At 46.6% G+C, this 19,104-nt stretch carries 15 protein-coding genes; 11 read left to right on the forward strand and 4 right to left on the reverse strand.

Annotated features, from left to right (window positions below; all coding sequences use genetic code 11):
- Window positions 1–3 precede the first annotated feature (3 nt).
- A complete protein-coding gene (locus tag LQ567_RS20625) occupies window positions 4–648 on the reverse strand; it encodes an MBL fold metallo-hydrolase (RefSeq protein WP_231007639.1) in 645 nt (214 codons plus the stop codon).
- 172 nt (window positions 649–820) lie between these two features.
- Between LQ567_RS20625 and LQ567_RS20630 the strand changes: the two genes are divergently transcribed.
- Entirely contained in the window at window positions 821–3,286 is a 2,466-nt protein-coding gene (locus tag LQ567_RS20630) for a DUF5686 family protein (RefSeq protein WP_231007641.1), read from the forward strand.
- A gap of 264 nt (window positions 3,287–3,550) precedes the next feature.
- Here the strand turns inward: LQ567_RS20630 and rpiA are convergent, their stop codons facing one another.
- A complete protein-coding gene (gene rpiA / locus LQ567_RS20635) occupies window positions 3,551–4,228 on the reverse strand; it encodes a ribose-5-phosphate isomerase RpiA (RefSeq protein ID WP_231007643.1) in 678 nt (225 codons plus the stop codon).
- A gap of 57 nt (window positions 4,229–4,285) precedes the next feature.
- Window positions 4,286–5,467: an aspartate aminotransferase family protein gene (locus tag LQ567_RS20640; protein WP_231007644.1), complete on the reverse strand. Its 1,182-nt coding sequence runs from the start codon at window positions 5,465–5,467 to the stop codon at window positions 4,286–4,288.
- A gap of 269 nt (window positions 5,468–5,736) precedes the next feature.
- Here LQ567_RS20640 and LQ567_RS20645 point away from each other — a divergent pair, with 269 nt between their 5' ends.
- The 9 genes from LQ567_RS20645 to LQ567_RS20685 all read left to right on the forward strand — a co-directional run bounded on the left by LQ567_RS20645 (window position 5,737) and on the right by LQ567_RS20685 (window position 17,713).
- Window positions 5,737–7,134 (forward strand): cobalamin-dependent protein, encoded by a 1,398-nt coding sequence (locus LQ567_RS20645; protein WP_231007645.1) that lies wholly within the window; start codon window positions 5,737–5,739, stop codon window positions 7,132–7,134.
- Window positions 7,134–7,415, forward strand: coding sequence for a DUF1016 N-terminal domain-containing protein (locus LQ567_RS20650; protein WP_231007646.1), 282 nt, complete (start codon window positions 7,134–7,136; stop codon window positions 7,413–7,415). Before LQ567_RS20645 ends, LQ567_RS20650 begins: the two co-directional genes overlap by 1 nt.
- A gap of 5 nt (window positions 7,416–7,420) precedes the next feature.
- Window positions 7,421–9,394, forward strand: coding sequence for a methylmalonyl-CoA mutase family protein (locus tag LQ567_RS20655; protein ID WP_231007647.1), 1,974 nt, complete (start codon window positions 7,421–7,423; stop codon window positions 9,392–9,394).
- Between the two features lie 43 nt (window positions 9,395–9,437).
- Window positions 9,438–9,896: a hypothetical protein gene (locus LQ567_RS20660; protein WP_231007648.1), complete on the forward strand. Its 459-nt coding sequence runs from the start codon at window positions 9,438–9,440 to the stop codon at window positions 9,894–9,896.
- 127 nt (window positions 9,897–10,023) lie between these two features.
- A complete protein-coding gene (locus tag LQ567_RS20665) occupies window positions 10,024–10,599 on the forward strand; it encodes an RNA polymerase sigma-70 factor (RefSeq protein ID WP_231007649.1) in 576 nt (191 codons plus the stop codon).
- A 44-nt stretch (window positions 10,600–10,643) separates the two neighbouring features.
- On the forward strand, window positions 10,644–11,729 hold the full coding sequence (locus tag LQ567_RS20670) for a FecR family protein (protein ID WP_231007650.1): 1,086 nt from the start codon (window positions 10,644–10,646) through the stop codon (window positions 11,727–11,729).
- Window positions 11,730–11,773: 44 nt separating this feature from the next.
- Window positions 11,774–15,220, forward strand: coding sequence for a TonB-dependent receptor (locus tag LQ567_RS20675; protein ID WP_231007651.1), 3,447 nt, complete (start codon window positions 11,774–11,776; stop codon window positions 15,218–15,220).
- A gap of 20 nt (window positions 15,221–15,240) precedes the next feature.
- Window positions 15,241–17,028: a RagB/SusD family nutrient uptake outer membrane protein gene (locus LQ567_RS20680; RefSeq protein ID WP_231007652.1), complete on the forward strand. Its 1,788-nt coding sequence runs from the start codon at window positions 15,241–15,243 to the stop codon at window positions 17,026–17,028.
- Between the two features lie 214 nt (window positions 17,029–17,242).
- Window positions 17,243–17,713 carry a hypothetical protein gene (locus LQ567_RS20685; RefSeq protein ID WP_231007653.1) on the forward strand — a complete coding sequence of 157 codons (471 nt, stop codon included), beginning with the start codon at window positions 17,243–17,245 and terminating at the stop codon, window positions 17,711–17,713.
- Between the two features lie 129 nt (window positions 17,714–17,842).
- Here the strand turns inward: LQ567_RS20685 and LQ567_RS20690 are convergent, their stop codons facing one another.
- Window positions 17,843–18,331 (reverse strand): metallophosphoesterase family protein, encoded by a 489-nt coding sequence (locus LQ567_RS20690; RefSeq protein WP_231007655.1) that lies wholly within the window; start codon window positions 18,329–18,331, stop codon window positions 17,843–17,845.
- A gap of 226 nt (window positions 18,332–18,557) precedes the next feature.
- Here LQ567_RS20690 and LQ567_RS20695 point away from each other — a divergent pair, with 226 nt between their 5' ends.
- Window positions 18,558–19,094 (forward strand): RNA polymerase sigma factor, encoded by a 537-nt coding sequence (locus LQ567_RS20695; protein ID WP_231007656.1) that lies wholly within the window; start codon window positions 18,558–18,560, stop codon window positions 19,092–19,094.
- The last annotated feature ends 10 nt before the right edge of the window (window positions 19,095–19,104 follow it).

Genomic DNA, 19,104 nt, shown 5'->3' on the forward strand with positions numbered 1-19,104 from the left:
GGATTATAACTCCTGGATAAAGGGGTTGTTTTTTTTCTCATAACCGATACTGGTGCCGGGTCCATGGCCGGAATAGACCTTTGTGGCATCCGGTAATGTATAGAGCTGGGTCCGGATCGAATGTTCCAGGGTAGCAAAGTCTCCGCCGGGCAAATCAGTACGCCCGATGCTGCCACTGAACAGCGTATCACCACTGATCAGGATGCCACTTTCTTTATTATAAAATGACAGGCTGGCGGGCGAGTGGCCGGGTGTAAAAAGCAGGGTTAGCATATCATCGCCCAGGGAAATAGTGTCGGTAATATCAAGGAAAGCCAGGGGACCGGTATAGGGCGCAAAGGAAAATCCATACATTTCAGCCACTTTGGGTCCCGATTGCAGTACTGCATGCTCCCCCTTGTGGATGTGCAGGGGCAATTTCCAGGTATCGTATACAAACTGGTTACCCAGGATATGGTCAATATGACAATGCGTGTTGATCAGGTAAACCGGCTGCAGCTTTTTTTCGTCAATAAACCGGAGGAATTCGTTGCGCTCCGCTTCGTTGGAAAATCCCGGGTCGATGATGATACATTTCCCGGTTTCATTGTAAAGGATATACGTGTTTTCCTGGAAGGGATTAAAGACAAAACGATGAATCGATAACATAACAAATCTTTATTTTACTTTTAGGCCATGAAACGTTCCGGATCTTTCTGCAATTGGTACAGCAATAATGCATCCCATGCAGGCCGGCACTGCTTTTCCGGAAAAAACGGCCGTTTTAGAACGAGCAAATATACGGATGACATAACTGAAAGTTTGAAAACCCTATGACAGAATGAGAATGATGAGATTGGTTTTATTGTGCTGGATCGTACTGCTGCAGGTGAGCCTAAGGGCGCAAAACGGTGTTTCCGGTGTTATAAGAGATAAACATAGCGAGGAGCTGGTTCCCTTTGTTTCGTTTCAGTTTAAAAATACCAATACGGGTTTTATTGCTGATTCTGCAGGCAATTTTCATTTCGAGACGGCACAGTGGCCTTCGGATACGCTGGAGATCTCCAATGTGGGGTATGAAACCCAGCTGGTACCGGTAAGTGCCTTAAAAAAGGAAATGATCATTTATCTGGAACCGAGAACCTATGATGACGGAGTAGTGGTAAAGGCCAAAATAGATCTGGGGCTTTGGCTTTGGAAGAATATCGTAAAGCACAAACCGGAAAACGACCGTTTCCGGCGGTTTGACAATTTTTATTATGAATTGTATAATAAAATGGAGATGGATCTTAAAAATATCCGGAGCATCCAGAAAATTGCCAATATTAAGCCCTTCCGGCCGATGAACGACCTGATCAAAAAGAACCTGGATAGTTCAGAAGGGGTAAAAGTACTGCCTACCTATCTTACAGAATCGCTTTCCGACTACTATTTTCAAAAACGGCCGCTGCGCAGACGGGAGGAAATCAAAGGTGTGAATACCAATGGTATCAAAAATGAAAGCATGGTGAAATTCCTGGGTGGTATGGACCAGGTAATTAACATTTATAATGATTTCATCAATGTGTTCAATAAAGAGTTTATTAGCCCGGTAAGCAGTAACGGTGATTTTTATTATAAATACAATGTCAGCGATACCCAGCGTATCGGCGGAATAAAATATTATCACCTGGTGTTTATACCGCGGCGGCAGGGTATGAATACGTTTGAGGGGGATTGCTGGGTGGAAGGCGGCAGTTTTGCCGTTCAGAAAATGAACCTGCGGCTCGACAAAAAGGCCGATATCAATTTCCTGGACCGGTTGAGCCTGATACAGGAATATAAAAAGATCAATGACAGCACCTGGTTTATTTCGAAGGATAAACTGGTTGTGGACTTTTCACCCTTTAATAACCGGGTGCCGGGAGTGATAGGGCGTAAGACCAGCACCTATCAGCATGTGCTCGTAAACGATACTACCGTACGAAACCGGCTGCTGCAAAATAAAACCCAGGAAGAGATCATTGTAAAGTCGGGATCCGGTGAAAAAGACCGGCTGTACTGGGACAGCGCCCGGCACGAAGGGCTGACGACCACAGAGCTGGGAATCATAAAAATGATGGACACCATTGTGAATGCGGCCCCATTTCGCAAAATAACCCGGCAGGTAGGTTTCCTTGCTACAGGCTATATCAATATCGGAAACGTGGAGCTGGGATCTGCCTATAACTGGTTTACCGGAAATTCGTGGGAAGGGTTCCGGACCCGTTTTGATATTGCCAGCAACAAGCATTTTAATAAGAAGTTCCGTTGGCACACCTATCTGGCCTATGGTTTTGGCGACAAAAAATTAAAAGGGGAGGGTGAGTTGTTCTACCTGCCGAAGAAGGATCCGCGCAGGTATTGGTACCTGGGATATAAAAAGGATCTGGACTTTGGACAGGTATATTTTGGAGAAATCACTTCCGACAACATTTTTGCCTTTGCCATACGGAAGCCGAACATACCGCTTAAGTTTATCAGTCTTGAAAAATGGCAATTGGAGTTTTTTAATGAAACACGCGGAGGTTTTTCCACCCTGCTGGGACTGAATGCACGTGCATACACGCCTTTAAAAAACCTGGTGCCGGCTGATTCGTTCGGCACCGGTAATGATCCGTTGCGGGCAACGGAAATCTCACTGCGGCTTCGGTATGCCTTCCAGGAAAAATTTATTGAATCGCATTTTTACCGGAGCAGTCTCGGCAGCCCGTACCCCATTGTAGAAGCTACCATTTCAAAAGGTGTTTCCGGCCTGCTAAACGGCCGGTACAATTACACAAAGGTGCAGGGCAGTGTGTCCGATAATATTAAAACCCCTCCTTTCGGGATCATTTCTTACCAGGCATATGGAGGCAAAACCTTTGGTACGTTGCCGTATACATTCCTGAATGTGGCGCCCGGTAACGAATTGTATTATTATAATAAGTATGCATTTAATATGATGAACCGGTATGAGTTCATTCATGACCAGTTCCTGGGGATTAACTTTGAGCACAACATCGGCAACGGTATTTTTAAGGCGATCCCGGCATTGAAGTTCCGCCAGTTTTATACGGTGAAAGCGCTTTGGGGATCATTGTCGGAAGCCAATAAAGCGCTGAATTTTAAAGAGGGGCATACTTTTCAATCGCTGGACGGAAAAACCTATCTTGAAGTAGGAACGGGGATCGATAATATCCTGCGTTTTCTTCGCGTGGATTTTATCTGGAGACTGCTGCCCAAAGATGCACTCCGGAGCTCTACGGAAAAGTTCGGTGTGTTCGGAAGCATCCGGTTAAATTTATAGTTCAGGAAGCGTTTCTGGTTAGGTTCTATCCCGGTTGATATCCGATGCTGTTTTCTTAATCCTGATTCTCTAATCAATGTCCGCTGCCCGGTGTTGCTTTGGCAAAGTAAGGCAACGAACCTGGTTGTGAAAGCGTATTTCACAGCGGCTCTAAATGCTAACGACTAAGGCGCTAATGATAAACGCATATTTAACCACATAGGGTTTATTAGCGTCCCAGCGCTGCTTTAACTTATGTTTCCGGAGAACTGTAATGCTTAACCATTAATTCTTCGCGGCAATGATTTCTACCTGGTCCCCCTTTCCTACAATCACATAATCGGCCAGGTCGATAAACAATCCATGTTCAACAATACCGGTAATATGATCCAGTGCTTTTGCCAGAGCTGCAGGATCGTCAATGAGACCAAAATCAACATCGAGGATATTATTCCCCTGATCGGTTATATAAGTGCTGTCGTTCTTCGCCCGGAGGGAGGCCTCCCCATTCAGTGCACTTAATTTTCGGGTAACAACGTTGGCTGCAAAGGGAATTACTTCAATGGGTACCCTAAAGGCGCCCAGCTTTTCAACTTGTTTGGACGCGTCCGCAATAATGACCTGTGTTCCGGTGATGGATGCCACGATCTTTTCGCGCAGCAATGCCCCGCCGCCGCCCTTGATCAGCTGCAGACGGCTATTGAACTCATCGGCACCGTCGATTGTAACATCGATGGTGCTGATATCATTGATATCAGTCAGCGGAATGTTCCACTTCTCGGCCAGTTGCCGGGTTGCTTCAGAAGTAGGTATCGCACGGATCTCTAGTCCCTCGCGAACCATCTTCCCGATTTCCTGTATAGCAAAATAGGCGGTAGACCCGGTACCCAAACCCACTACCTGTCCGGGTTTTACAAATGAAACCGCTTTTAGTGCTGCATTTATCTTTTCCTGTTCGTTCATATCTTCTGTTTTTAAATTTGTGTAAAGCCGGCAGGGCTTGGATACGCCTTATCGATCTTACAGGGTTTCTAAAACCGCACAGATTCGCTCACATGCTTTTTTTATTTCCGCTTCTGTGATGGTTAACGGCGGGCAAATGCGAAAGCTGGAGGCCGCAAACAAAAACCAATCGGTAAATACACCCTGCTCCAGCAACCGGTCAATTACCTTTTTATTGGTTTCAAAAGAATCAAAGGTTACGGCCATCCACAGTCCAAACGAGCGGATCTGTTTAATTTGGGGATGGTTCAGCAATGAAAGGAATAGTTGTTCCTTGGCATGAACGGTTTCAGCGAGTTGCTCTTTGAGTAATACCTGTAGTGCGGCATGGCCCGCCGCACAGGACACCGGATGACCGCCAAACGTAGTAATGTGGCCCAGCACGGGGTTTTCCGTAAGGCACATCATGATCTTCCGGTCGCTGATAAACGCCCCCAGCGGCATGCCTCCGCCCAGGGCCTTCCCCAGTAAAAGAATATCCGGTACAATATCAAAATGCTCAAAGCCCCACAAGGTGCCCGTTCTTCCAAACCCGGCCTGTATCTCGTCCAGTATCAAAAGCGTGCCCGTTTCCGTACATTGCTTCCGCACCGCCTGCAGCCAGGCTTTATCCGGGGCGATAACCCCGCCTTCCGCCTGTATGGTTTCCAGAATCACACAGGCTGTAGCGGTGTCGATCTGGTGCAGCCAGTTGGGATTGTTATAATCGATATGCAAAATGTCGGGCAGTAATGGCCGGTAGGCGTTCCTCCAGTATTCGTCGCCCAAAATACTCAATGCGCCCTGTGTGGAACCGTGATAAGAATTTTTTGCGGCGATGATCCGCGTGCGGCCCGTATATCGTTTGGCCAGTTTCATGGCGCCTTCGACAGCCTCTGCGCCGGAATTGGTAAAGTAAACTGAATTGAGTCCGGCCGGCAGATGATCGGCCAGCAATTTGGCGTACTGTACCTGCGGGCTTTGGACCACTTCCCCGTAAACCATCACATGCAGGTAGTCGTCTAACTGTTTTTTTATAGCGGCAATCACCTCCGGATGGCCATGGCCGGTATTGGCAACACTGATGCCGCCAATCAGATCGATATATGCTTTCCCGTTAATATCAAAAAGACTACAGTCCTTAGCCTTCGCAATTTCCAGCGCTAACGGCGCCGTTGAAGTTTGCCCTACATGTTGTAAAAAAAGTTCCCGCTGATTCATTGGGGCAAAATTACACGGATTATAATTTGAAAATCCGGGAATGTGGAAATAGGCAATGGTCAATGGTTAATAGTGAATGGTGAACAATCAATAGCTGTGGGTAATGGCTATCCGATCTGCAACATTCCTCTGTCTCATTTGTCTCTCCATCTCCCAAAATTAAAAACGATAGTCCATTGAGCATGAAACGCGTTTAACCTTAAACTTTAAACGCCAGATCTCAAACGTAAAACTTAACCCTTATTTTTGCTAACAATTGTTCGGTGAAAATGGAAAAGAATACATTGCGCATGGTGACGGCTGCATCCCTGTTTGACGGGCATGATGCAGCAATTAATATTATGCGCCGGATTTTACAGTCAAAAGGTGTCGAGATCATTCACCTGGGGCATAACCGGGGTGTGCAGGAGATCGTGGAATGTGCTATTGAGGAAGATGCACATGCCATTGCTATTACCAGCTACCAGGGTGGTCATATCGAGTTTTTTAAATACATGAAAGACCTGCTGGATCAGGCAGGATGCAGCCATATAAAGGTTTTTGGCGGTGGTGGCGGCACCATTCTGCCGCAGGAAATTGAAGAACTGCATAGCTGCGGTATCGCAAAGATCTATAGTCCGGATGACGGGCGTAGATTGGGGCTGGAAGGAATGATCGAAGACCTGATCAGCATCGTGCGTTCAGACGCTTCCATTGCGGCGTTCAATAACGCTCCGGATAACTGGAAGGGAGCACCTCCATTGGGAGAGCAAAAGGAAATCCGGCGGATAGCCCGGGCCATTACACGGGCTGAAGCAGGTTCGGATGAAACCCTGCCGGCACCGGGGCCGGATGTGCAGGTGCCGGTATTGGGCATAACCGGAACGGGTGGTGCCGGTAAATCATCCGTAACAGACGAACTTGTACGCCGTTTTTTAAATGAGTATCCGGATAAAACCATTGCGGTGATTTCGGTAGATCCTTCCCGGAAAAAAACAGGCGGCGCCTTACTGGGCGACCGTATCCGGATGAATGCCATCGCCCATCCCCGGGCCTATATGCGTTCGATGGCTACACGCGACGATCATGTGGCCCTGAGCGGAGCTATACAGAAGGCATTGGATGTATGTAAGCAGGCCATATTTGATCTGATCATCCTGGAAAGTGCAGGGGTTGGCCAAAGCGATGCTTCTATTGTGGATTATGTGGATGTAAGTATGTATGTAATGACGCCGGAATATGGTGCGGCCTCTCAACTGGAAAAGATCAATATGCTGGATTATGCAGATCTGATCTGTATTAATAAGTTTGATAAAGCAGGCGCTGCAGATGCACTCATGGAGGTGAAAAAACAGTACAGGAGAAATCATCAGTTATGGAACGCAAAGGATGAAGACCTGCCGGTAACCGGCACCATTGCTGCCAAGTTTAACGATCCGGGGGTAAATGATTTGTTTTTGCAGGTGATCCGTACCTTGAATCAGCGATGCGGTACTGCGTTTAATGAAGCCATTTCCTTTGAATATACGGCGCAGCTGGAGCGGGCAATTATTCCGGGCAAGCGGGCAAGGTATCTTGCTGATATAGCCGAATCGATCCGGAATTATAATAGCCATGCCAATGAGCAGGCGGAGATTGCCACCCGGTTGTATCAGCTAAAGGGCGTTTTGAAAATGTATGAACCCTGATGGCCATTACCCGATTATATAAGAAATGGCTGGGCGCTCTGAAAGAACAAATACAGCGAAGCCGGTTACAGTCTTCCGTTACTGTAAACACCAATATGCTGTTGCACAATTGGTTTTTGGGCAAACAAATTGTGCAAAAAAGTGATGTGGAAGGTTGGGGAGCAACGGAATACACATTTAGTAAAGCGTTACCCGCGAAACTGAAAAATAAATTACCCACAGCCGCGCAATTGCAGTATGAAGTAAAAGTGTTTTATAAGAAATTAAAAACCGCAAAGTAAATCGAATGTTGGAGCATCCATCCATAAAAGAAGCATTAGAAGAAGCATGTCAGGCCCTGCAACAGCAGCTGGATCCGGCGCACCGGCAGCTCCTGGACGAATGGCCGGAGCTTCAGGAAAAATATGAAAAAGATCTGTTCGAATTCACCGTCCGCAACCGTACGATCCGTTTACCACTTACCACTACTTCCCTGAGCGGCACCACCATCCGTAAAATTATATTACCCCGGTATAAGGATTGGGGAGACCTTTTGAAATGGCAGCTCCAGGAGAATGTTCCGGGCCGGTTCCCTTTTACGGCGGGTGTGTTCGATCTTAAAAGGGAAGGAGAAGACCCTACACGGATGTTTGCAGGAGAAGGCAGCCCCGAGCGTACCAACAAACGATTTCATTATGTAAGCGCAGATGCTCCGGCAAAGCGACTGAGCACCGCATTTGACAGTGTTACCCTTTATGGAGAAGATCCGGAACACCGGCCGGATATTTATGGAAAGATCGGCAATAGCGGTGTCAGTATCGCTACGGTAAATGATGCAAAAAAGTTATACAGCGGTTTTGATCTTTGCAATCCGGCAACCTCTGTGTCCATGACGATTAATGGTCCGGCACCGGTATTGCTTGCTTTTTTTCTGAATGCAGCCATTGACCAGCAATGCGAGCAGTATATAACGGCGCACGATTTATGGGATCAGGTGCATGCGGTGCGCAGCCGGAAATTCAGCAAGCTGGAGGCGCCGGAATATTACAATCCGCTGACATCGCAGGGGTTGCCGGAGGGGCATAATGGCCTGGGGCTTCAATTACTGGGCATCAGCGGCGATGAAGTGCTGGAAGCAGACGTGTATGCCGCCATTAAAGCAGAGGCCCTCACAAAAGTGCGGGGAACGGTACAGGCAGACATCTTAAAAGAGGACCAGGCACAGAACACCTGTATTTTTTCTACGGAGTTTGCGCTAAAGCTTATGGGGGATGTGCAGGAATATTTTATAGCGCATGCGGTAAAAAATTTTTATAGTGTCAGCATCAGCGGGTATCATATAGCAGAGGCCGGAGCCAACCCGGTTACACAACTGGCATTTACGCTGGCAAACGGGTTCACCTATGTAGAGTATTACCTGAGCCGGGGTATGCATATTGATGATTTTGCACCTAACCTCTCCTTCTTTTTCAGCAACGGGATGGATCCGGAGTACAGTGTGATTGGCCGGGTGGCCCGCCGTATCTGGGCAAAGGCCATCCGGAATGTGTACAAAGGGAACGAACGCTCGCAAAAGCTAAAGTACCATATCCAGACCTCGGGCCGCAGTTTACATGCCCAGGAGATCGATTTTAATGATATCCGTACCACACTTCAGGCACTGTATGCCATTTACGATAACTGTAATTCGCTGCATACAAACGCCTATGATGAGGCTATTACCACACCTACAGAGGAAAGCGTGCGCCGCGCCATGGCCATTCAGCTGATCATTAACCGGGAGCAGGGAACCGTAAAAACTGAGAATTTCATACAGGGTAGCTTTGCTATCGAGGAACTGACAGACCTGGTAGAAGAGGCGGTATTGATAGAATTTGACCGGATCAATGAGCGAGGCGGGGTATTGGGTGCGATGGAACGCATGTACCAGCGTAATAAGATCCAGGAAGAAAGCCTGTATTATGAAATGAAAAAGAACGACGGAAGTTTACCCCTGGTAGGCGTAAATACCTTTTTGAATAAACAAGGAAGTCCCACGATTCTTCCGGATGAAGTGATCCGGAGCACGGCAGGCGAGAAAGAACAGCAGATCAAAAATGTACAGGCCTTCCGGGAATTGAATACCGCAGCAAGCGCGGCGGCCCTTTCGCGGTTGAAGCATGCCGCCGTTTCGGGCGTGAATCTTTTTGACGTGCTGATGGACTGCGTAAAGACCTGTACGCTCGGTCAAATAACGCATGCTTTATATGAAGTAGGCGGCCAATACAGACGCAGTATGTAATATTTTCTTAATTTCGCTGGATTCACTATCAAAAAAAATAAATATGGAAACGGGTTTGCTGCATCTACACAGTTTCTTACGTTGGGTTATTTTGTTATTATTACTGATCGCTATTTTTAAAAGTATCGGCGTCGGAAGCCGGCCCTTTACCAATGGGCATCGCAAGGCCGGCCTGTTTTTAATGATTGCCGTGGATATTGAATTTTTAATAGGTGTTATTCAATGGATAACAGGGGCGCATGGGTTAAAAGTGATACAGGATCAGGGGATGTCGGCCGTAATGCAAAATGCTACTCTTCGTTTTTTTGCGGTAGAGCATATTACCATGATGCTCATCGCTGTAGTATTGATCCATATCGGTAAATCATTTGCAAAGAAAAATATATCCGACCGTAAAAAGCACCGGAAAACGGTGTTGTTTTATGTGTTGGCGCTGATCATTATCCTGGCCGCCATTCCCTGGCCTTTCCGCGAAGTAGGTATGGGAAGAGGATGGTTTTAGGAATCATTACCTGATTCAGACGTAACAGATCTATGAAAGCAGCCATTGGCTGCTTTTTTTGTAGCAAGTTGAATAATCCGAAGAATTCCGGGGTGGTAAGCAAGGCCGCCATGATTTTTACCGATAGATGGATCTCGATGACATCGACATAATAAAAAGAATACATGCGTCAGATGTAAAAGCATTTGAATGGCTTTTTCATCATTACTACCAGCCCCTGTGTTTGTTTGCTAACCGTTTCTTAAATGACACGGAACTGTCCAAAGAATGTGTTTCGGACCTGTTTTCTTATTTGTGGGAGAAACGGGAAACGATAACGGTTACCATTTCCCTGCGATCCTATTTGCACCGATCCGTTCAGAACCGCTGCCTGAACCTGTTAAAGAAAAAGAAGATCGAAAATAAATATGTCGATTTTGTAATGCGTACCGGGCTTATAAATGATCGTGCTTACCAGGAAAAGATAACCGATGTTTACTATAGTAAGGAGCTGGCACAAAAGATCAATGAAGCAATCGGACAGCTACCCGATCGTTGCCAGGAGATTTTCAGGCTAAGCCGGTTTGAGCACCTGAGTTATAAGGAAATTGCCCAGAAACTGGCCCTCAGTCCTAAAACCGTGGAAAACCAGATGGGGATCGCCCTTTCAAAATTGAAGCAGTCGCTTAACCGGTTTTTGTCTTTTTGGATATTTTTTTGCTAAGCCGTTGGGGGATGCCCTCCGTTTAATTGTCATATAGTCATCATATGACAGAAACCATTCATATCCTTTTGGCTAAATATATCAGCGGTGTGGCGGATGCTTCGGAAAAGCTGCAGGCAGAGCAATGGATTGCGGCTTCCCCTGATAATGCGGCTTATTATGCGAAGATCTACGACCTGTGGCACCTGACCCGGGCTGCTGTTCCCGGGGATTTTGCAGACAGTAAGGCTGCCTATGAGCAATTTTTGATCCGGAACCATCTGAAAGCGGAACGGCCGGTTCTGCGGCTCCGGAGCTTCAAAAAAAAACGTATCTATTGGGCCGCTGCAGCCTTATTAATACTGTCGCTTACAGGATATCGCTGGTTTTTTTCCGGTAACAGGAAAATGGGAAATACAATGGTGGCCAGTGCCCGTGAACTTAGCAAACAGGTATTATTACCCGATAGTACAGTTGTATGGATCAACGCCGGCAGCAAGATCCGCTGGAACAAGGACTTTGGAAAAACAAACAGAACGGTATACCTCGACGGGGAGGGGAATTTTACCATCAATAACCGGCAGTCTGCCATTCCGTTTATTGTAAAAGCGGCGCGCTTCGAGATCCGGGATATCGGTACGGTTTTTAATATAAAAGCATTTGCTTCCGATTCCTTGTTTGAAGCCTTTGTGGTTGATGGAAAAATTGCGATCACGGATGCCAATGACGCCCGAAAAGGAGCACCTGTGGTGTACCTGACCCGTAACCAGATCCTCAAGATTAATCATATTGCGCTGCAAAAACAACGAGGTTCATCTGAAAATATGGTCGCTGTTTCCAACGCGGATATCCAGGAAATGAAGGATGTAAATGAACATTTACAGTGGAAGGAAACAGCCCTGGCCTTTGAAGAGAAAGGGTTGCCGGAAATACTCCGCCTGTTAAGCGAAAAGTACAACATCGACATCCTGTTTCAGGCAGATGAACTGGCCAGGTACCGGTATACAGGACGGTTTAACAGTCAAATGAATATAGAAACGATCCTTGACGTTATTAAAGAAACAACCCCGATCAATTATGAGAAAAAAGGCGAAACGATTATTGTAAAAATGAGTAAACCGGTTGATGGTGCAACATCTCCCGGTTTTTAAGATTGTTGCTTAAAGAATTATCAAAAAAACAACGAACCAAAGGTATGAAAAAAAAGCGTTTGCGGCTTTATGCATTAAGCCGTTATGGAAAATTATTCAGAGTTATGAAATTATGTGCACTGCTGCTTTTTGTGGCTTTTACACAGGTCCATGCCACCGGCTACGGGCAGGAGCATTTTACGATCAATGCGGATGGTATTACGGTAAAAAAGGCCATCCGGGAAATTGAAAAAAGCAGTGGTTACTCGGTATTTTACAGGACTGACCAGGTTGATCTCGAAAAAAAAATAAATATCCATGTAAGCAATGCATCCATCGATGCAGTGATGCGTTTGCTTCTTAAGGAGCAGGCGCTTACATACCGTGTGGTAAACAATACAACCATTGTGATAAAACCGGCAAGCGAAAGTCCGGCAGACCGGGTACTGCTACAAACCATCAGCGGCGTGATTACCGATTCTGCCACTCAAAAACCGTTGGCTGGTGTAACCGTTGAGGAACGGGGTACCGGCAATGCTACGATGAGTAATGAAAAGGGCGCGTATGTCATTACCGTACAAAATGAAGAGGCGGTATTGGAATTCAGATCCATTGGATATCGAACCCGGTCGGTAAAGGTTGGTACGCAGTCGGTGATCCATATGAGTCTTGCCGAAGAAACCAGGGAGCTGAATGAAGTAGTGGTGGTGGGCTTTGGTACCCAGCGGAAAAGCTATCTCACGGGATCCATCTCACAGGTTTCTGCAAAAGAAATGGAGAACCGGCCTGTAAATAATATTGGCCAGGCACTTCAGGGACTGGTTCCTAACCTGAATGTAACCAATTCAAATGGAAGTCCCAATGCTGCTCCGGCGCTTAATATACGGGGCGGCACCTCCTTTTTTAAGGATGTAAATGACGGAGGGAAAATGAAGTTTTCTTCAGGAGCGCCGTTCACGCTGGTGGATGGAGTAGAAATGGACATCAATTCCCTGAACCCCGAAGACATTGAAAGCATCTCCGTTTTAAAAGACGCGGCCTCGGCTGCTATTTACGGTGCCAGAGCCGCCTATGGCGTGATCCTGGTTACCACAAAAAAAGGGAAAAAGGGAGATCGGACAAATGTTACCTATTCCAATATGTTTCAGTGGAACAAACCCAGCGCGGTACCGGACCTGCTGAATGCGGTGGATATCCAGCAAGCCGTGGTAGACGCATATGCACTCACCCGGCAAAACGCCCCTGCGGATGCGCTTACCCTGCTGGACAGTATAAAGGCTTATGCCGCCGATCCGCTTCATCATAATCCCTATTATATGAACGGGAGCAATATTATTTGGAATGCCAACACCAGTCCCTACGAAGAAGCTGTGCGGAATTGGGCGCCGCTTCAAAAGCATAATTTGAGTCTTTCCGGAGGCTCCAACAAAACCACCTACTATGCATCGCTTGGGTATTTCGGCCAGCAGGGAATGTATAAGCTGAATACCGACAAGTTTCATCGTTATAATTTCATGTTGAATGTATCTTCCAAAGTGACCGACTGGTTTACGGTTGATTTTAAATCAAGTTATAACCGGAGCCTTTATTCCGCGCCGGTGAACCCCGATGGCAAAGGCGGATGGTGGAGGGCTATGTCGCAGGAACCGGGGCGCAATGTTTTTATGCCATTAAAAACCCCCGCAAATGCGCCGGTTCCCAATGCCTATACGGATAATATTCTTTCGTTCATGGATTATGGATCCCGGAAAGATGAAAACTCCGAAATCTTTTTACTAACGGTATCCCCCACAATTACCCCGGTAAAAAACTGGAACATCAAAGCTGATATTTCTTACCGGGATGAAGCATACAATACAAAGACTTTTGTACCGTTGTTGTCGAGGATCGAGTTTACCTGGACCAATCCTACAACAGTGTATACCAGTCCAACTTTTATTGCCAAGGATCAAACCAACCTGAATCATTACACGATCAATGCCTATACTGATTATACATTGAACATTGCAGGGAATCATCATCTTTACGGATTGGTTGGGTTTAACCAGGAGCTTGAAAAAAGCGACTACCTGTATGGCCGTGGCAATGATATTTTAACCCCCAGTGTACCGGTGATTTCGCAAACCTCGGGGGAGAAAAACGCAACGGATGCTGAAAGCCATTGGGCCATACGGGGGGCGTTTTACCGGTTTACCTATGATTATAAAGGTAAATACCTTCTTGGTTCAAACGGTCGATATGATGGTACATCCAAATTTCCTGCAGATCGCCGGTTTAAAATGTTTCCGACCATCTCTGCCGGATGGCGCATATCCGAGGAAGCATTTGCCCGGGGGGTTAGAGATGTGGTTACCGACCTGAAATTGCGGGCGAGTTATGGAAGTTTGGGAAACCAGAATGTACGAAATTACATTTATGTTCCTTTTTACGGAACGATTCAAAAAGTGGATCAGATATTCGGTGGCATCAGACCTGTTGGCGTTACCTCGCCAGGGCTGGTAGACCAGAATATTACCTGGGAAACGGCCACCACACTGGATTGGGGCTTTGACATGACCTTATTCCGGAAGCTGGATCTGAACTTTTCCAGGTACGACCGCACCACTACAGATATCCTGGTAGACGGTGATAAGCTGCCTGCGGTATTGGGCACCAGTGTTCCTACAAAGAATTCAGGTACTTTAAAAACAAAGGGTTTCGATCTGCAGGCAACCTGGAAAGATGTAACAAAAGGTGGGTTACAATACAGTGTGTCTTTTGTACTATCCGATTACAAAACACGGATCACCAAATTCGACGGTAATCCCAACCTGTTATTGAACAACCTTTATGCCAGTCAAACCGCCGGTGAGATCTGGGGTTATGAAACCTACGGTATTTTCCGGGACTCGGCGGAGATCGCCGGGGCTCCCCGGCATAACCTCGTTCATTCCGGTATTATTTATCCCGGTGATGTACGGTTCAAAGATCTTTCGGGCAATGATACCATCAGCAGCGGACAAAATACGCTGACCAATCACGGCGACCTGAAGGTGATCGGTAACAGTACCCCCCGTTTCTCCTTTGGCTTAAATACCTTTCTGGCATGGAAGCATTTTGATATGAATGTCTTCTTCCAGGGCATCGGGAAACGCGACGTATATATAACCGATAACCTTTTCTGGGGAGCAATAAATGGCGGCATCGGTACCTATGAAGTATACCAGAACTCCTGGTCGCTTTCTAACCCCGATGGTTTTTATCCGGCGTATAAGAACAGGGCAAGCAACATCACTACACAAACAAGGTATCTTCAAAATGCAGCCTACCTGCGGTTAAAGAACCTTACCATCGGTTATACAGTACCTGCTGTGTTTTCGGAACGCATATGGATGAAGAAGATCCGTGTCAGCGCTTCCGCGTATAATATCTGGCAGTATTCAAAAGTGCCGGCCTATTTTGATCCGGAAGTACTTTCTGCAAATTATCCCATGTTGAAATCTGTAGCAGTAGGGGTACAGGTAACTTTTTAAATTTAATACTACGATTTTTTATGAATAAAAATATATTGATACGCTTGTTACTGATTGTAACCGTAGTGGCTTCCTGCAATGATAAATTTATGGACCGGTATCCACTCGACCAGATTACCGACCAGTCCTACTGGAAAACGGAACAGGATCTTCAGCTGTATAACAATGCCGTCTATCCTCTTTATATTACCGGTTATACCACGGGTTTTGCGGACGGTACCCTGCAACCCTGGGGCGTGAATGCTGCAAAAGTGGTGTACGGGGATGTGATCACGGATAATGCGGCCCCCAATACGTATTCCCGGGTGTCCAATAACGAATTTATTGGTTATACAAGTGGGGGCAGCGGGTCGAACGGCTGGAATTTTGATAATATCCGGAAGCTGAATTTTTTCCTGGAAAATTATAAAAGAACCAACCTGCCGGAGGATGTGCAGCATGTATATGCGGGTGAGATTTACTTCTTTAAGGCCTGGGATTATTTTGAAAAGGTAAAATTGTTTGGGGATGTGCCCTGGCTGGATAAAACGTTGAATGAAACCGCTCCTGAACTTTTTGGGGCCCGCACACCGAGGGCTCAGGTAATGGATTCCGTAATGCGGTTGCTGGATTCCGCCATTAGCTGGCTTCCGGTAAAGGGTACGCAAAAAGCCGGCCGTATCAATAAGGATGTGGCGCTACATTTGAAAACAAGGATCGGGTTGCATGAAGGCACTTTCAGAAAGTATCATGGTATTGCCGGGGGTGAAAAATTCTTGAGAGCTGCCGTATCCGCAGCGGAAAAACTCATGGCCGGCGGATATGCCATCTATAAAATACCCAATGTAGCAGATCCGTACAACCAGCTCTTTGCCCAGTACAGTTATGCCGGCAACCCGGAAATCATACTATGGAAAGAATATTCAGAAACCCTGCAGTTGGGCGCGGCATTCAGCCGGTATTTTGCACAGAACCTGCGGCACCAGTTTGGCGTGACCCGGAATTTGGTGGATGAATACCTGTGCACAGACGGAAAGCCTGTTAGCAACAGCACAGTGTTCAACGCGGCAGACCGGGGCTTTATGACAAAGGAGTTTACGAACCGGGATCCGCGATTGGCGCAAACAGTAGCACAATATGGAAAATATGAGAACCAGACCGGCGTACAGGGTACCAGTAATGCCCCTTATCCCAACATCCCGGGTCTGTCTGGTAACAAATGTCCCACCGGATACCGGCTTGCCAAATGGTTCCTGAATGATCCCAAAGATTGGGACCGGGTTACCAATGGTATGCAGGCTGCTATTATGTTCCGGTATGCAGAAACATTGTTAAATTATGCAGAAGCTAAATTTGAATTGGGAGAATGTGATCAAACTGTGATCGATCAAACCATTAATACATTAAGAGACCGGGTGGGTATGCCGCACCTGGATGTGAGTATGATACCGGCAGATGCGGAGCTGGACCAGGCATACAGCACCTATTGTGGTTATGTGCCACAGCCATTGCTGCGGGAGATCAGGAGGGAACGAAGGGTGGAGCTGGCTTTTGAAGGCTTTCGTTGGGACGATTTGATGCGCTGGAAGGCGGGCCGGTTCCTTGAGATACCGGTGCTGGGGATGAAATTTGTACAAACTGAGTTTCCCAAGCTTGTTCCCGGCAAGGATATTTATTTGAATGCGGCAGGTTATATAGAACCTTATCAAAAGACCCTGCCAACACCCAACCGTAAATTTGATGCGCGCCAGTATTACTTTCCCATTCCTATAGAAGACCTGGTACTCAATAAATCATTAACCCAAAATCCAGGCTGGCTGAGTCAATAGTTCAGCAACGCTCAATGATTCAATAAGAACCTTTTCTGCTGTTCCGGTCCTGTATCGGAACAGCTTTTTTATGTAGATCTATCCCGGTTGTTTTAAAAATACTGGTTTACCGGTATTGGCTGCCGTTCTACCGCTGAATATTTTTGCCCCGCTTATGAGACAGGGATGCCGAAAACTGCGTAAAGAGTAGGCATAACATCTATAAAAATAAACTATGAAAATGTTTAAAGTATTGCTGTTCTCCAGCCTGTTCCTGGTGGTATTAAGCGCCTGTTCCAAAAGTGATAAACCCGGATTTCCTTCGAACGATAAAAAGGCAAAACTGACCTTTACGGTTTCCAGTGAATTTCACAAAGTAGAGGGTGATCATTTTGAAGTAACGGTTTCCGGAGCTGATACAAAAAGCAATTTTATTGATTGGATCGTGAACGGAGCCCGGAAAACCGGAACCAATGTAACGGTAGGCGATGATGATTTTAATAACGGCAAGACCATCACCATTGAATCGGCAAGCGATTTTTTTGGAGGCGATGTTTTTTTCGGCGGGTTTGAAGGCAGTATTACGCCATTTACGGTAACTTGGAAAATAGAAGTAAATGGAACGCCCATTGAGCAGGGAACACAAAAAGTGGTAAAAGACATGTCGCCTACCTTTTCAAAATCGCTTCAGCTGAAGCTGAAATAAGAGCAATAAACGGGCTATGAAATTGGTCAGGAACGGTTGATTGCTGTATCGATTTTGGGTAAAAAGATAAAGGGCTGTATCAAACGGATACGCCCTTTTTTTATGCAATCCGCCGGCAGCGGTAACGTATTATTTCAGTTCAATAACTTCACAATCCCTGATGTTTTTTCCATCGATCGTAAACCGGATCAGCGTGCGCACCTTTTGCCAACCCTGTTTTCCGGCGGCACCGGGATTCATATGCAGGCATTGTAATTTGTCATCGTACATGATTTTCAGGATATGCGAATGGCCACTGATAAAAAGCTGCGGGGATTCTTTTAAAAGCAGGGGCTTGGTTTCTTTATTATAACGGGGCGGGTAGCCGCCGATATGACGGATCATTACCTTTACATCCTCGCACATAAAAACCAGCGTTTCGGGAAATACAGCGCGCAGCTCCTGCCCGTCGATATTGCCAAAAACACCCTCCAGTGGTTTGAACTGCCGGAGCCGGTCTGCCAGCTCCAGGGTGCCAAAGTCCCCGGCATGCCAAATTGCATCGCAATCTTTAAAATAGTCAAATACCGCTTCATCCAAAAAGCCATGGGTGTCTGATAATAAGCCGATCCGTTTCAATATTTTTTTGCGTTAAAAATAGCTATAAAAGAACAGCCCGGCAAATGCGGCGGCGTATCGTTTTTTGGGGTAGCGACCGATAATGCCGCATATAATACCGGTTCGGCCACCGGGATGAAAGGCCGGCAGCGGTTGCGGATTCTGTTCCGGAACCGTACGCAGAATTTGGCAGGAAAAATAATTTAGCTATTTTTAGAATGCATATAAACTTGTTTTATTTTTTTTAATGAATGCTGAATGGCCAGATGAAGCGTCCCTTCTTTTCGCATTGCGGGAAGGCAACGCAGGAGCGTTTGAGGTGCTTTACCGGACGCACTGGTGGGCGCTGTATAAAATCGCTCACCGGTACCTGGAATCGCGGCAGGATGCGGAGGAAGTGATCCAGGCATTGTTTGAAAAAATATGGCGCGAGCGGCAAACCTTACAGATCAAAAAAATGGGCCCCTACCTGGCGGCATGTGCTTATCATGCAGCCATGGATATCCTGCGCCGAAAAAAGGGGCAGGCAATTGTTTATGATACCGAGCACCTTCCCGATACAGCAGAAGAGCTGCCCGACCGGATCGCGTACACCCAGTTGCAGCAGCGGATCGATGCCGCCATTGGCACATTACCGGATAAAACCCGGGTCGTATTTCAAAAAAGCCGGTACGAACAGAAGACCGTACGGCAAATTGCAGCAGAAATGGAGCTTACAGAGAAGGCCGTGGAATATCATATCACCAAATCGATCCGGCACATCAAAGAATTTTTAAAAAAATAGACAGCATTTT

Origin of the sequence: Niabella pedocola (genome assembly GCF_021044425.1) — a bacterium.
Taxonomy (GTDB): Bacteria; Bacteroidota; Bacteroidia; order Chitinophagales; family Chitinophagaceae; genus Niabella; species Niabella pedocola.

Excerpts from the sequence above, each read along its gene's own strand:
- LQ567_RS20625 (WP_231007639.1), bottom strand. The coding sequence starts at position 648 with ATGTTATCGATTCATCGTTTTGTCTTTAATCCCTTCCAGGAAAACACG.
- LQ567_RS20630 (WP_231007641.1), top strand. The coding sequence starts at position 821 with ATGAGAATGATGAGATTGGTTTTATTGTGCTGGATCGTACTGCTGCAG.
- rpiA (WP_231007643.1), bottom strand. The coding sequence starts at position 4,228 with ATGAACGAACAGGAAAAGATAAATGCAGCACTAAAAGCGGTTTCATTT.
- LQ567_RS20640 (WP_231007644.1), bottom strand. The coding sequence starts at position 5,467 with ATGAATCAGCGGGAACTTTTTTTACAACATGTAGGGCAAACTTCAACG.
- LQ567_RS20645 (WP_231007645.1), top strand. The coding sequence starts at position 5,737 with ATGGAAAAGAATACATTGCGCATGGTGACGGCTGCATCCCTGTTTGAC.
- LQ567_RS20650 (WP_231007646.1), top strand. The coding sequence starts at position 7,134 with ATGGCCATTACCCGATTATATAAGAAATGGCTGGGCGCTCTGAAAGAA.
- LQ567_RS20655 (WP_231007647.1), top strand. The coding sequence starts at position 7,421 with ATGTTGGAGCATCCATCCATAAAAGAAGCATTAGAAGAAGCATGTCAG.
- LQ567_RS20660 (WP_231007648.1), top strand. The coding sequence starts at position 9,438 with ATGGAAACGGGTTTGCTGCATCTACACAGTTTCTTACGTTGGGTTATT.
- LQ567_RS20665 (WP_231007649.1), top strand. The coding sequence starts at position 10,024 with ATGGATCTCGATGACATCGACATAATAAAAAGAATACATGCGTCAGAT.
- LQ567_RS20670 (WP_231007650.1), top strand. The coding sequence starts at position 10,644 with ATGACAGAAACCATTCATATCCTTTTGGCTAAATATATCAGCGGTGTG.
- LQ567_RS20675 (WP_231007651.1), top strand. The coding sequence starts at position 11,774 with ATGAAAAAAAAGCGTTTGCGGCTTTATGCATTAAGCCGTTATGGAAAA.
- LQ567_RS20680 (WP_231007652.1), top strand. The coding sequence starts at position 15,241 with ATGAATAAAAATATATTGATACGCTTGTTACTGATTGTAACCGTAGTG.
- LQ567_RS20685 (WP_231007653.1), top strand. The coding sequence starts at position 17,243 with ATGAAAATGTTTAAAGTATTGCTGTTCTCCAGCCTGTTCCTGGTGGTA.
- LQ567_RS20695 (WP_231007656.1), top strand. The coding sequence starts at position 18,558 with ATGAATGCTGAATGGCCAGATGAAGCGTCCCTTCTTTTCGCATTGCGG.